We start from the raw sequence: 13,100 nt of genomic DNA, 5'->3' as shown, positions 1-13,100 counted from the left end.
AAAAATGGCTTTCTTCATTTCTTTCAAGGAGCAAGTATGCATTTCGGTCGCCACATTTCAGGGCAATTCAATGTCGAGTTAGAATCGATCCGTACTCATGTATTGACCATGGGCGGGTTAGTGGAGCAACAACTCTCGTTTGCAATGCAGGCGCTTCATAAAGACGATGTTGAATTGGCCAAAAAAGTGATTCGTGATGACCATAAAGTGAATACGATGGAAGTGTCGATTGATGAGGCGTGTACTCGAATCATTGCAAAGCGTCAGCCAACAGCGAAGGATCTGCGTTTGATTATGGCGATCATCAAAACGATTACCGATCTGGAACGTATTGGTGATGTTGCCTCTAAAATTGCTCAAGGTGCGATAGAGATCCCTTCAACCAAAGAGCAGAAATTCCACGTATCTTTAGAGCCTCTTTGCCGTCAGGCAATCACCATGCTTCACCAAGTATTAGATGCTTTTGCTCGTATGGATGTTGATGCAGCAGCAGAAGTTCACAAGCTTGATGATAAGTTGGATGCGGAGTACGAGGCCGTTATTCGTCAGTTAATGACCTATATGATGGAAGATCCTAAGAACATTCCTAATATTTTGCAGGTGATGTGGTCTGCTCGTGCGATTGAGCGAGTTGGAGATCGTTGCCAAAATATCTGCGAATACATTATTTATTTTGTGAAGGGTAAAGATGTACGTCACCTAGGCGATCAAAGCCTTGATGACGCACTCAAATAGAGCTTATCTTTAGAAGCTAATTATTGCACCAAGATTGAAATTGACCGTTGTGTCGTAAGGCACAAAGGTTTTGTTGTGATCAAAAATATTCATATCAACACCAGCACGTAATCCAAGCATTGGTGTCGCTTGGTAAACGTAGGCCCCGCCTAGGCTTATACCATGTGTTGTTTTCTCTTCTACTTCGCCTGAGCGCGTTTTCGTACCGTCATAACTTGCCACGCCAATTTCAGCCTGAAAGCCGTGGATTTGGTTTCTTCCAAACATGTTTTGCTTCGTAACAGGTTTAAATCAAGAGAGCTGAATAAGTCTTTAGCCATATCTATCCATGAAAATTTTCTGCGCTATTAAATCTAATATACGTCAGTCAGTTAGATTAGTCAGCGAGGTTCTCTGGATTTATGCTGGCGACTATTGCCCTAAGCGGTGAGGGCGGCTCTCACATCAGATATCTTACTCGCATCTGTCACAGGGATCTGATAATCATCAATATTATCACTGCCCATTTGAGCACTTGAGTTGTTTTCCATTAGACTCGGCCTTGTCGATTTACCTGAAAGGTGAAGAGCAGGTACTTGGGTAGCGCTTTGAATCATTTTGGCATTCGCAGCGTTAACGCCAGCCCCCGCCATGATATCAATTCGTCCATCGGCTTGTTTGACCATTGCAGCCAATACATCGATACCTTGCTCAGCATTAGCAGCAAGCCCTGATGTCAGGACTCTTTCGCATCCAAGTGTAATGATTTGTTCTAATGCTGCTTGGAAATCAGAGCTTTGATCGATGGCTCTGTGGAAGGTAATCCCAAGCTTTAACGAGTGCGCTTTGTCAGCCAGTTGTTGCATCTTTGGCATATCAATACTTCCGTTCGGCGCTAACACACCAAGTACGACCCCATCCAATCCTGCATTTGCGCAAGCTTCAATATCTTCAAGCATACAGAGCATATCGTCGTTATCGAAAATGAAGTCGCCTTGTCTTGGGCGTATCATAGCGTAGACCGGAACCGACGAAACTATTGCCGCTTGTTTCATCATTCCGAAGCTTGGAGTTAATCCGCCAAGTGCTAATGAAGAGCAAAGCTCAATTCGATTCGCGCCACCAGATAGTGCGGTATGAAGAGATTCTAAGTTATCGATACAGACTTCAATTTCGGTGTTCATCGTGTTTATCCGTTCAAAAAGATACTGATGAAATAATAGCAATCTAGGTGTGATTCTGAATAGATGGGGATAAGGGAAAATAGAGGTAAAGTTTAGGTTTATCGCTACCTCAATTATCTATTACAAGAGTCAGTCTAGGGGAGCGAGGAGGGGGAAAACAAAAAGCCCGAAGCGTTAACTTCGGGCTTTTAATAGGACTTTACTTCTTAACTGATTGGCGGTGCGCTTTGCGCTATTAGCTTATGCTTTATGTCTCTTTAAAGAGAATCTTCCAACCATTAACCCGCGTTGAGTTCGGGCTTAAGAGGTAATTACTTGCTTAGGTCGTCAGCGTGCTCAGATAGGAATGCTGCAACACCTTTTGGAGATGCGTCCATACCTGATTTGCCTTCTTCCCATTGTGCAGGACAAACTTCACCGTTCTTCTCGTGGAAGTTTAGTGCGTCTACCATGCGTAGCATTTCGTCGATGTTACGACCTAGTGGAAGATCGTTAACTACTTGGTGACGTACAAGACCGTCAGCGTCGATTAGGAAAGAACCACGGAAAGCAACGCCTGCTTCTGGGTGCTCGACATCGTATGCTTTGCAGATCTCGTGCTTAACGTCAGCAATTAGAGGGTATTTAACTTGACCAATACCGCCATCAGCGATAGCAGTGTTACGCCATGCGTTGTGAGAGAATTGAGAATCGATAGAAACACCGATTACTTCAACGCCTTTAGCTTGGAAATCTTCAAGACGGTTGTCGAAAGCGATTAGCTCTGAAGGACAAACGAAAGTGAAGTCTAGTGGGTAGAAGAAAACTACAGCTTTCTTACCTTTAGTGAATTCTGCGAAGTTGAAGTTATCAACGATCTCACCGTTACCTAGAACAGCTGCTGCAGTAAAGTCAGGGGCTTGACGACCTACTAGTACCATTTTGGAATCTCCTAAAAAATTAGTTGGCCCAACACATCTTTGTTTGGGCTCCGTTTCTACGGGACAAACTATAGTACAATCGGTACTATAGAAAAAAGCGAATTAAATAGATTAAGTTAATCGAAAAAAGCGATAAGCTTATTCTTTGTCCTGTCCTTAGGTCGAATGACCTTTACCTAACTTATCCTACTCATATTACAAAGTAATTTCATGAATAAATGGCCAAGTCTTAAGCAACTTCACTATCTTGTTACTCTTCACGAAACTCGTCATTTCAGTGATGCCGCAGATCGCTGTTTCGTCAGTCAATCTACGCTAAGTAAAGGCATTCAAAACCTAGAAGAGCTGATTGGTTGCCCGCTTTATGAGAAGAAAGATAAAAAGAGCCCGCTAGTTTTCACGCAAGCAGGTGAGCTGGTGGTCAAGCACGGTCGAGAGCTACTAGCGAAAGGACAAGATCTCGTAGAGCTTGGAAACCTATGTAACGGGGATGCGATGCAAGGGCAGCTGCGAGTCGGGTGTATTCCTACTATAGCGCCGTTCCTTTTGTGCGATTTGGTACAGGAAGCCAACCAGCGCTTTCCACAATTAAATTTGCTGTTACGTGAAGACACAACGACCAACCTATTGGCTGCGCTGCGTCATGGAGACTTAGATGTGCTGATTCTGGCTTTGCCTGTCGATATCGACAATATGGAAAGCCAAGTTGTTGGGCAAGACCCTTTCCGGATGGTGATCAGTCGCAATCAAGCTGATGGTATTCGCGTTCCGATTAAATACGATGACCTGCCAGACGAATCTGTATTTTTGTTGGAGAACGAGCATTGCTTAACCGAGCATGCTGTGTCGGCTTGTAAGTTAACGGATAAAGAGAAGATCAACCCGTTCACTGCGACGAGCCTTCACACATTGGTGCAAATGGTGGCCAATGGTTTAGGAACCACCTTTATTCCGCAAATGGCGATCGACCACGGTTTATTGGAAAACCAGAATCTCGTTGTGATCGATCCTCCTGGTCAGCAGGCCTACCGAGATATTGGCCTTGTCTGGCGACCAAGCTCTTCGCGTCGTGAGACATTCCATCAATTAGCGGATGTGGTATCTGAGCTTCTATAATAATCCGCTGCGACAACAATCCCTCTGAGCGGCTGAATTGGCCGCTCTTCTTTATATCAATTCCGAGCGTTACTCTACTTCTGCTTCTTCTGGCTCTACTTCTTCTTGCAGCTCCAGTAAATTGATCGCTATCGTGACAAAATCGCTGTCTGTAATAATGCCTACTAGTTCGTGGTTTTCTACGACAGGTAAACAGCCCACTTTATGTTTCTGCATGTAGATAGCCGATTCTTTTAATCCTGCACGCGGCTCTACCGACATAACACTTTTGTGCATGATGTCGTTGAGGGGAGTAGCAAGAGTAAAAGATTGAGCTTGTGGGATGTTTTGTAGGCTGGATTCTTGAGCGGCGAGAACGTCTCGTTGTGTGACGACACCTAGTAGTTGCCTGTCGGAATCGACGACCGGAATATGGCGGATATCAAGTGCTTCCATCATGTGCTTAGCATCGGCCAGTGAGTGTGAGCGCAATAGGGTATGAGGGTTGCGAGTCATCATATCTTCAACCTTGATCATACGAACCTCCTTCTTTTTTATTTGTTGCTATTACTATAGTTTTTTATCCAAAAAATAACTGAGATCTGACGCATTCTTGGGTGAGTTTTATGCAACTAATTCTTTAGCTTGAGGAGGTGAATCAGTCGCATTATTTTACGCCTCTTTACAATAATCCAGTGCTGTAAACCTTGCTATTGCGGCTCGTGTGCCTATACTAGCCCACTGCGAAATTTTTAGTCGTGTTTGCGATGTGTTTCTGGTAACGATTGACTTACCGTAACGATTATCCAGCAACTACGATTTATGATTCGTCAACGGCACAAATCTCATCAACTAAGACAAGACTAGACACATGCAAGTTTCAGATTTTCACTTTGACCTACCAGATGAACTCATTGCTCGCTACCCTCAAGAGGAGCGTACAGCAAGCCGCCTGCTTAAATTAGATGGCAACAGCGGTAACCTAGCTGATGGTTCGTTTAAAGACGTTTTAGACTTGGTTGAGCCAGGCGATCTTGTTGTTTTCAATAACACTCGAGTGATTCCAGCTCGTGTATTTGGTCGCAAGGCATCAGGCGGTAAGCTTGAAGTGCTGGTTGAACGTATGCTTGATGAGAAAAGCATTCTTGCGCATGTTCGTTGTTCTAAATCACCGAAGCCGGGTACCAAGTTGTTCCTTGGTGAGAACGATGAATATGAAGCTGAAATGGTGGCGCGTCACGATGCGTTATTCGAAATCCATTTCACATCTGATCAAAGCGTTTTAGAGATTCTTAACAGTGTTGGTCACATGCCACTGCCTCCTTACATCGATCGTCCTGATGAAGATGCAGATAAAGAGCGCTACCAGACGGTCTATAATGAAAAGCCGGGTGCGGTTGCAGCGCCAACAGCAGGCCTTCACTTTGATGACAAGCTAATGGCTGACATGAAAGAAAAAGGTGTTGAGTTTGCTTACGTGACGCTTCATGTTGGTGCTGGTACGTTCCAGCCAGTAAAAGTTGATAATATTAACGATCACCACATGCATGCTGAGTACGTTGAAGTGCCGCAAGAAGTGGTTGACGCCGTAGCTGCAGCAAAAGCCCGTGGCGGCCGTATTATTGCTGTTGGTACAACATCAGTACGCTCACTAGAAAGTGCAGCTCAAGATGCATTGAAGAAAGGCACTGAGCTCGTTCCTTTCTTTGGTGATACAGAAATCTTCATCTTCCCTGGCTATGAATACCAGTTGGTGGATTGCTTGATTACCAACTTCCACTTGCCAGAATCAACACTGATTATGTTGGTGAGTGCATTTGCAGGTTACGACAACGTGATGGGCGCATACGATCACGCAGTGAAGAGCGAATATCGTTTCTTCAGCTACGGTGATGCCATGTTCATCAATAAGAAAACAAGCTAATTTAAGCTAGTTATAAACGATATACATTAGAATTTACGGGTGCTAGCAGTAAGCTAGGAGTCGGGCAGGGTGTCTGTCTAATCTCTCGCAAGGAATACGCGACCGCTCCTCATAGAACCCACTAGACTGAACTTTTGTTTGGCCTAAGGTTCTGAATTAACAGTCAGATTGTTTCTCTGGCATATTGGAGGCTTCGTGAAATTAAAATACGAACTTAAAAAAACTAATAGCGGCGCACGTCGTGGTCAACTTCAGTTTGAACGCGGTACCGTTGAAACCCCAGCATTCATGCCTGTAGGTACTTACGGTACTGTTAAAGGTATGACACCTGAAGAAGTAAAAGACACAGGTGCTGAAATCCTATTAGGTAACACATTCCACCTATGGCTACGTCCTGGTCAAGAAATCATGAAAATGCACGGTGACCTGCACGATTTCATGAACTGGCACGGTCCTATCCTGACTGATTCAGGCGGCTTTCAAGTATTCAGCCTAGGTGCAATGCGTAAAATCACTGAAGAGGGTGTTCATTTCCGTAACCCTGTAAACGGTGACAAGATCTTCATGGACGCTGAGAAGTCTATGGAAATCCAAAAAGATTTAGGTTCAGACATCGTAATGATCTTCGATGAGTGTACGCCTTATCCTGCGACACACAAAGAAGCAAAAGACTCAATGGAGATGTCTCTTCGTTGGGCTGAGCGTTCACGTAACCACTTCGACAAACTTGAAAACCCGAACTCACTGTTCGGTATCGTTCAAGGTGGCGTGTACGAAGACCTTCGTGATGTATCCGTTAAAGGCCTAACAGAAATTGGTTTTGACGGTTACGCAGTAGGTGGCCTAGCAGTAGGCGAACCAAAAGAAGATATGCACCGCATTCTTGAGCACACATGTCCTCAACTGCCAGAAGATAAGCCACGTTACCTAATGGGCGTAGGCAAACCGGAAGACTTGGTTGAAGGTGTTCGTCGCGGTATCGACATGTTTGACTGTGTAATGCCAACGCGAAATGCACGTAACGGCCACCTGTTTGTGACTGAAGGTGTGATCAAGATCCGTAATGCGAAGCATAAAACCGATACAACACCACTAGATTCAGAGTGTGACTGTTACACTTGTAAGAACTACAGCAAGTCGTACTTACACCATTTGGATCGTTGTAACGAAATCCTAGGTGCTCGACTGAACACGATTCATAACCTGCGTTTCTACCAACGAGTAATGTCAGACATTCGTCAGTCTATCGATGAAGACCGCTTTGAAGAGTTCGTTGCAGAGTTCTACGCAAGAATGGGGCGTGAAGTGCCACCACTAGGTAAAGAATCTTAGTATTTCTTTTTTGCGAGCCCTATCTCTCTTCCGAGTGATGGGGCTTGAAAATAAAGGGATGCAACCCAATTAGACAAACAATTACGAAAATATAAATAGAGGATGTTTTAAATGTTTATTTCTCAAGCTCACGCAGCAGCAGAAGGTGCACCAGCAGGCGGCGGTTTCGAAATGCTTATCATGCTAGGTATGTTCGCTGTGATCTTCTACTTCATGATCTACCGTCCACAAGCTAAGCGTGTTAAAGAGCACAAGAACCTTATGTCTTCTATGGGCAAAGGCGATGAAGTTCTTACAAGCGGCGGCCTAATCGGCAAGATCACTAAGATTGCAGAAGACAGCGACTACGTTGCTATCGAACTGAATGCAAACAACGAAGTAGTTATCAAGAAAGACTTCGTTACAGCAGTGCTACCAAAAGGTACTCTGAAATCTCTATAAACAGCTAGAGGATCCTCGCTGTGCTAAACCGTTACCCGTTATGGAAGTACCTGATGGTGGTGTTTACTATCGCCATCGCTGCGTTGTACGCACTTCCGAATATATACGGTGAAGATCCGGCAGTTCAAGTTACAGGGGCGCGCGGCGCCTCTGTAGATATGTCTACGCTGGATGCTGTCACCAATGCTCTTGAAGCTGAAAACCTTTCTACTAAATCCGTTGCTCTAGAAAACGGTTCCATTCTTGTTCGCTTTAACGATACAGACTCTCAAATCAGTGCCCGTGATGTCATCACTGAAGCATTAGATGAAGATGTAATCGTTGCTTTAAACTTAGCGGCTTCAACTCCTGATTGGCTTGAATCTATTGGTGCTGCACCAATGAAGCTTGGTCTTGACCTACGTGGTGGTGTTCACTTCTTGATGGAAGTGGATATGGACGCTGCGATGCAAAAGCTGGTTGGCCAACAAGAAGAAGCGTTCCGTAGTGAACTTCGTGAAGAGAAAATCCGTTACCGTGCAATTCGCCCGTCTGGTAAAGATGCGGTTGAAGTGATTCTACGTAACGCCGAGCAACTTGCTGAAGCTAAATCGCTACTGCAATCTAAGCACCAAGACATGACGTTTGTAGATTCTGAATCTAATGGTCGTTTTTCTTTGGTTGCTAGCTTCACAGAGACTCGTCTTCAAGAAATCCGCAACTATGCGGTAGAGCAAAACATTACCATTCTACGTAACCGTGTTAACGAACTTGGTGTTGCTGAACCTTTGGTTCAACGTCAAGGCTCTAGCCGTATCGTAGTGGAATTGCCTGGTGTTCAAGACACGGCTCGCGCTAAAGAAATTCTTGGTGCTACCGCGACGCTTGAGTTCCGTGAAGTGGATAGCAGTGCTGACTTAGCCGCTGCCGCTTCTGGTCGTGCCCCTGCGGGTAGCGAAATCAAGCAAGATCGTGATGGTCGTCCTGTGGTACTTAAGAAGCGCGTTATTCTAGGCGGCTCAAGTATTACTGATGCAAGCTCAAGTGTTGATGAATATGGTCGTCCTCAAGTTAACATCTCGCTAGACAGCGAAGGTGGTAGCAAGATGTCTGCATTCTCTCGTCAGAATATCGGTAAGCTAATGGCAACGGTATTTGCAGAGTACAAAGACAGCGGTCGTAAAACACCGGAAGGTCGAGTTATCTTGAGTAAGCACGAAGAAGTGATTAACCAAGCGACGATTCAATCTGCGCTAGGCCGTAACTTCCGTATTACTGGTATCGATTCAACGGCTGAAGCTCATAACTTGGCACTTCTACTGCGTGCTGGTGCATTGATTGCGCCTATCTCGATTGTAGAAGAACGTACCATTGGTCCATCTATGGGTCAGCAAAACATCGATATGGGTATCATGGCGATGGTTTGGGGTATGGCTGCTGTAATGCTGTTTACGCTGCTCTACTACCGTAGCTTTGGTCTGATTGCGAACGTTGCGCTAATGGCTAACTTGGTGTTGATTATCGGTGTTATGTCGATGATTCCGGGGGCTACCATGACCCTACCGGGTATTGCCGGTATCGTATTAACGGTCGGTATGGCGGTTGATGCGAACGTTCTAATCTTTGAGCGTATACGTGAAGAGCTTCGAGATGGACGCAGTCCACAACAAGCGATTCACCAAGGTTACGCGAACGCATTCAGCACAATCGCCGATGCCAACATCACCACACTACTAACAGCAATCATTCTATTTGCTGTGGGTACGGGTGCTATCAAAGGCTTCGCGGTAACGCTGTCTATCGGTATCTTGACTTCAATGTTTACAGCTATTGTCGGAACACGTTGTATCGTGAACCTGATGTATGGCGGCAAACGCGTTAAAAAACTGTCGATCTAAGGCTAGGAATTAATATGTTTCAGATTCTAAAAGCAGACAAAATGATCGACTTTATGCGTTGGTCAAAGGTTGCCTTTGTTTTTTCTATCTTGATGATTGGTACTGCTATCTTCACCCTAACAACGAAATCGTTGAACTGGGGTCTAGATTTTACTGGCGGTACTCTGATTGAAGTTGGTTTTGAACAACCGGCACACCTTCCTGATATTCGTAGTGCACTAGAAGCCGAAGGCTTTGGTGATGCAACGGTACAGAACTTCGGTTCAGCTCGTGATGTGATGGTTCGTTTACGTCCACGTGATGGCGTAGCGGGCGAAACTCTTGGTAACCAAATCCTTTCTGCTATTGAGAATGGTACTGGTGAGCAAGTTGAAATGCGTCGTATCGAGTTCGTTGGTCCTAACGTGGGTGACGAATTAACAGAAGCGGGTGGCCTTGCTATTCTAGTTTCTCTTATCTGTATCTTGATCTACGTATCAGTGCGATTTGAATGGCGTTTGGCTGCGGGTGCAGTATTAGCACTGGCGCACGACGTTATCATCACTCTGGGTGTGTTTTCTCTAATGCAAATTGAGGTCGACCTTACCATCGTAGCAGCCTTGCTAACGGTCGTCGGTTACTCCCTCAACGATACCATTGTTGTATTCGACCGTATCCGTGAGAACTTCCGTAAGATGCGTAAGGGTGAAGCACCTGAAGTACTGAACAGCTCAATCACACAAACATTGAGCCGTACATTGATCACTTCTGGTACCACGTTATTCGTAGTTATCGCACTGTTCGTTCAGGGCGGCGCTATGATTCACGGCTTCGCGACTGCACTTCTACTGGGTATTACGGTTGGTACTTACTCTTCTATCTACGTTGCATCTGCACTGGCTATGAAGTTAGGTATTACGCGTGAACACCTAATGCCACCACAAGTGGACAAAGAAGGTGAAGAGTTTGACGAGATGCCTTAGGCCTTGGCTTAATAAGTTTCGCTAAACCAAAAAAACCGCTAGGCAACTAGCGGTTTTTTTACGTCTGTTTATTGTCGATAAGATCAACGTAACTTATCGGCAAGTTGAGTTGAATATACTGTCACTAAGAGCACCATTTTCGTATTTCGTATTTCGTATTTCGTATTTCGTATTTCGTATTTCGTATCTCAAATCGCAGATACAAAAAAGCCTCGCTATCTAGCGAGGCTTTGGAGTTTTTATGCGCCCTTAAAACAGAGAGCTTTAACGTAAGGTCTGAATTATTTCAGCATACCTTCGTTAGCGTTCTCACGAACGTGCTTAAGAATAGACTTAACACCACGTGCGCTTGAAGCAACAACATTACCAGAAGTCATGTAATCAGTACCGCCAGCGAAGTCAGTCATGATAGCACCAGCTTCACGAGCGATTAGGTCACCAGCTGCTAGATCCCATGGCTTAAGGCCTAGTTCTAGGTAACCATCAACACGGCCAGCTGCTAGGTAACATAGGTCAAGAGCAGGAGAACCTGTACGACGGAAATCAGCACAGTCGATGAATAGACCAGAGATGATCTTCATGAAAGATTCAGAGTGTTGTTTTTGCTTGAATGGGAAACCAGTCGCTAGAACAGTACCTTGAAGGTCTTTTAGTTGAGTAACACGCATACGAGCGTTGTTAAGTTGAGCGCCAGCGCCACGTTGAGCTGTGAATAGCTCGTTTAGCATTGGGTCATAAACACAAGCAACTTCTGTACGACCGTTCATGCGAACAGCGATAGATACAGAGAAGTGAGGGAAACCTTTTACAAAGTTGTTGGTGCCATCCAGTGGGTCAACGATCCATTGTACATCAGAGTCTTTACCTTCAGTCAGGCCTTTCTCTTCAGAAATAATGCTGTGCTCTGGGTAAGATGCTTTGATTGTCTCAATGATCATGTACTCAGCTTCTTGAGCAATGTTAGTAACGTAATCGTTGTTACCTTTTAGAGACGATTCGATCTTATCAGTTGTTTCTAGAGATTTAGCAATATGGTTGCCAGCTTTACGCGCAGCGCGTATCGCAATGTTTAGCATTGGATGCATATGGTTTTTCCCACAAGATGTTAAAGAACAATTTAAAGCGGCGGCGAGTATACCAAAGTTTTACCAAAAGGGAAGTGGTTATTTTTTGAACTCTTGGTTTCACATTACGCGAAGGGTCTGACCATTTTACTTTGCTATGTGTTAATATCTCGCGATTATTTTTAAAGTGGTGTCATATAGCATGTTAGACAATGTAAAAGTCGTTCTGGTTGGTACGTCTCATTCGGGAAATATCGGATCAGCAGCTCGCGCAATGAAAGTGATGGGTTTGAGTCAATTAGTTCTTGTAGACCCTCAATGTGAAGTTGACGAGCAGACCTTAGCACTGGCTGCGGGTGCAGGTGACATCGCAGAAAACGCGACCATCGTTTCTACATTAGACGAAGCCGTAAAAGACTGTGGTTTAGTGGTTGGTTCGAGTGCACGTTCACGTACGCTTGAATGGCCAATGCTTGAGCCTCGTGAGTGTGGACAAAAGTTTGCGATTGAAGGTCAAAAGCACCCAGTCGCATTAGTGTTCGGCCGTGAACGTACTGGCTTGACTAACGATGAGCTTCAGAAGTGCCACTTCCATGTATGTATCCCAGCTAACCCTGAATACAGCTCGCTAAACCTAGCAATGGCAGTGCAGACTCTGAGCTACGAAGTGCGTGTAGCTCACCTTGATATGGTCGCTAGCCAATATCAGCCACAGCAACAAGATGAGTACCCTCGTCACGAAGAACTAGAAATGTTCTATGAGCACCTTGAAAAAGTGATCATTGATACCCAATTTATCTCTAAGGATAAGCCAGGTCAGGTGATGAATAAACTACGTCGTCTGTTCAGTCGAGCTCGTCCAGAGTTGCAAGAGATCAACACTCTACGCGGCATTTTGACTTCAATTGAGAAGAGCAAAAACGACAAATAAAAACCACACAAACCCTAAGGGTGAATACTTGACTAAAATAGTCAACTAAATACTTGACCAATTTAGTCGGGTATGGGAAGATTCCAACCACATAAACAATGTGGATTCGGTGTGATATGAAACTTACATCTAAAGGAAGATATGCGGTAACAGCTATGCTAGATGTAGCACTGCATTCGCAAAAAAGCCCAGTTCCTCTGGCTGATATTTCAGAGCGACAGGGCATCTCATTATCTTACTTAGAACAGCTATTTTCTAAGTTACGTAAAGCTGGCTTAGTTGCTAGTGTTCGTGGTCCTGGCGGTGGTTACCGTTTAGGTGCTGAAGCGAGCGACATCGCTGTCGGAACTGTAATTGCTGCAGTAGACGAATCAGTTGATGCAACTAAGTGTCACGGTCGAGCAGATTGCCAAGGTGGTAGTCGTTGTTTAACTCACACTCTTTGGCGTGATTTAAGCTCCCGAATCAGCAGCTTCTTAAATGACATTACGCTCGGTGAGCTAATGAAAGATAACGAAGTTTTAGAGATTTCTGATCGTCAAGATATCGATCTTGCGGTTAATAATGGTTTTGCACATAAAAATACGAGCACTACAACGATTAGTGCAGCACCTCACGGTGTTAATGCCCGCTCTTAGCGGTCAGTTTTTACATTG

13 protein-coding genes and 1 pseudogene are annotated in these 13,100 nt (G+C 44.8%); 9 read left to right on the top strand and 5 right to left on the bottom strand.

Translation table 11 applies throughout. The features are described from left to right. The first annotated feature begins 36 nt into the window (after positions 1-36). Entirely contained in the window at positions 37-735 is a 699-nt protein-coding gene (gene phoU, locus AB4138_RS17620; protein WP_372307018.1) for a phosphate signaling complex protein PhoU, read from the top strand. A gap of 9 nt (positions 736-744) precedes the next feature. Here phoU and AB4138_RS17615 read toward each other — a convergent pair. From AB4138_RS17615 to AB4138_RS17605, 3 genes and pseudogenes are all read right to left on the bottom strand, one after another. Next, positions 745-1,008: pseudogene (locus AB4138_RS17615) on the bottom strand (hypothetical protein); the annotation flags it as partial. Positions 1,009-1,154: 146 nt separating this feature from the next. Then, positions 1,155-1,898 (bottom strand): copper homeostasis protein CutC, encoded by a 744-nt coding sequence (locus AB4138_RS17610; RefSeq protein WP_017062527.1) that lies wholly within the window; start codon positions 1,896-1,898, stop codon positions 1,155-1,157. Positions 1,899-2,209: 311 nt separating this feature from the next. Continuing rightward, positions 2,210-2,818 (bottom strand): peroxiredoxin C, encoded by a 609-nt coding sequence (locus tag AB4138_RS17605; RefSeq protein ID WP_017062526.1) that lies wholly within the window; start codon positions 2,816-2,818, stop codon positions 2,210-2,212. Positions 2,819-3,028: 210 nt separating this feature from the next. On the opposite strand from AB4138_RS17605, the gene AB4138_RS17600 reads away from it, so the two are divergent. Beyond that, positions 3,029-3,934, top strand: coding sequence for a hydrogen peroxide-inducible genes activator (locus AB4138_RS17600; RefSeq protein ID WP_017062525.1), 906 nt, complete (start codon positions 3,029-3,031; stop codon positions 3,932-3,934). Between the two features lie 69 nt (positions 3,935-4,003). Here the strand turns inward: AB4138_RS17600 and AB4138_RS17595 are convergent, their stop codons facing one another. Further along, positions 4,004-4,450: a CBS domain-containing protein gene (locus AB4138_RS17595; RefSeq protein ID WP_017062524.1), complete on the bottom strand. Its 447-nt coding sequence runs from the start codon at positions 4,448-4,450 to the stop codon at positions 4,004-4,006. A gap of 334 nt (positions 4,451-4,784) precedes the next feature. On the opposite strand from AB4138_RS17595, the gene queA reads away from it, so the two are divergent. The 5 genes from queA (at position 4,785) to secF (ending at position 10,449) form a co-directional block, all read left to right on the top strand. Then, positions 4,785-5,837, top strand: a complete 1,053-nt coding sequence (gene queA, locus AB4138_RS17590) for a tRNA preQ1(34) S-adenosylmethionine ribosyltransferase-isomerase QueA (RefSeq protein WP_017062523.1) — start codon at positions 4,785-4,787, stop codon at positions 5,835-5,837. Between the two features lie 195 nt (positions 5,838-6,032). Further along, positions 6,033-7,169: a tRNA guanosine(34) transglycosylase Tgt gene (tgt, locus tag AB4138_RS17585; RefSeq protein ID WP_017056177.1), complete on the top strand. Its 1,137-nt coding sequence runs from the start codon at positions 6,033-6,035 to the stop codon at positions 7,167-7,169. A gap of 111 nt (positions 7,170-7,280) precedes the next feature. Then, positions 7,281-7,610 (top strand): preprotein translocase subunit YajC, encoded by a 330-nt coding sequence (yajC, locus tag AB4138_RS17580; RefSeq protein WP_010440492.1) that lies wholly within the window; start codon positions 7,281-7,283, stop codon positions 7,608-7,610. A 20-nt stretch (positions 7,611-7,630) separates the two neighbouring features. Next, a complete protein-coding gene (gene secD, locus AB4138_RS17575) occupies positions 7,631-9,487 on the top strand; it encodes a protein translocase subunit SecD (protein WP_080582261.1) in 1,857 nt (618 codons plus the stop codon). 14 nt (positions 9,488-9,501) lie between these two features. Further along, positions 9,502-10,449 (top strand): protein translocase subunit SecF, encoded by a 948-nt coding sequence (gene secF / locus AB4138_RS17570; RefSeq protein WP_017062837.1) that lies wholly within the window; start codon positions 9,502-9,504, stop codon positions 10,447-10,449. Positions 10,450-10,730: 281 nt separating this feature from the next. Here the strand turns inward: secF and suhB are convergent, their stop codons facing one another. Further along, positions 10,731-11,534, bottom strand: coding sequence for an inositol-1-monophosphatase (gene suhB / locus AB4138_RS17565; protein ID WP_017062836.1), 804 nt, complete (start codon positions 11,532-11,534; stop codon positions 10,731-10,733). A 181-nt stretch (positions 11,535-11,715) separates the two neighbouring features. Between suhB and trmJ the strand changes: the two genes are divergently transcribed. Together trmJ and iscR are read left to right on the top strand one after the other, a co-directional pair. Beyond that, positions 11,716-12,444: a tRNA (cytosine(32)/uridine(32)-2'-O)-methyltransferase TrmJ gene (gene trmJ / locus AB4138_RS17560; RefSeq protein WP_017062835.1), complete on the top strand. Its 729-nt coding sequence runs from the start codon at positions 11,716-11,718 to the stop codon at positions 12,442-12,444. Between the two features lie 116 nt (positions 12,445-12,560). Beyond that, a complete protein-coding gene (gene iscR, locus AB4138_RS17555) occupies positions 12,561-13,082 on the top strand; it encodes a Fe-S cluster assembly transcriptional regulator IscR (RefSeq protein ID WP_010440512.1) in 522 nt (173 codons plus the stop codon). Positions 13,083-13,100: the final 18 nt, after the last annotated feature.

Source organism: Vibrio sp. 10N.286.52.C3 (genome assembly GCF_041468865.1).
GTDB lineage: Bacteria > Pseudomonadota > Gammaproteobacteria > Enterobacterales > Vibrionaceae > Vibrio > Vibrio crassostreae_C.
The sequence above is the reverse complement of the archived record's forward strand: the minus strand, read 5'-3'. Positions and strand labels throughout refer to the sequence as shown.

Excerpts from the sequence above, each read along its gene's own strand:
- phoU (WP_372307018.1), top strand. The coding sequence starts at position 37 with ATGCATTTCGGTCGCCACATTTCAGGGCAATTCAATGTCGAGTTAGAA.
- AB4138_RS17610 (WP_017062527.1), bottom strand. The coding sequence starts at position 1,898 with ATGAACACCGAAATTGAAGTCTGTATCGATAACTTAGAATCTCTTCAT.
- AB4138_RS17605 (WP_017062526.1), bottom strand. The coding sequence starts at position 2,818 with ATGGTACTAGTAGGTCGTCAAGCCCCTGACTTTACTGCAGCAGCTGTT.
- AB4138_RS17600 (WP_017062525.1), top strand. The coding sequence starts at position 3,029 with ATGAATAAATGGCCAAGTCTTAAGCAACTTCACTATCTTGTTACTCTT.
- AB4138_RS17595 (WP_017062524.1), bottom strand. The coding sequence starts at position 4,450 with ATGATCAAGGTTGAAGATATGATGACTCGCAACCCTCATACCCTATTG.
- queA (WP_017062523.1), top strand. The coding sequence starts at position 4,785 with ATGCAAGTTTCAGATTTTCACTTTGACCTACCAGATGAACTCATTGCT.
- yajC (WP_010440492.1), top strand. The coding sequence starts at position 7,281 with ATGTTTATTTCTCAAGCTCACGCAGCAGCAGAAGGTGCACCAGCAGGC.
- secF (WP_017062837.1), top strand. The coding sequence starts at position 9,502 with ATGTTTCAGATTCTAAAAGCAGACAAAATGATCGACTTTATGCGTTGG.
- suhB (WP_017062836.1), bottom strand. The coding sequence starts at position 11,534 with ATGCATCCAATGCTAAACATTGCGATACGCGCTGCGCGTAAAGCTGGC.
- trmJ (WP_017062835.1), top strand. The coding sequence starts at position 11,716 with ATGTTAGACAATGTAAAAGTCGTTCTGGTTGGTACGTCTCATTCGGGA.
- iscR (WP_010440512.1), top strand. The coding sequence starts at position 12,561 with ATGAAACTTACATCTAAAGGAAGATATGCGGTAACAGCTATGCTAGAT.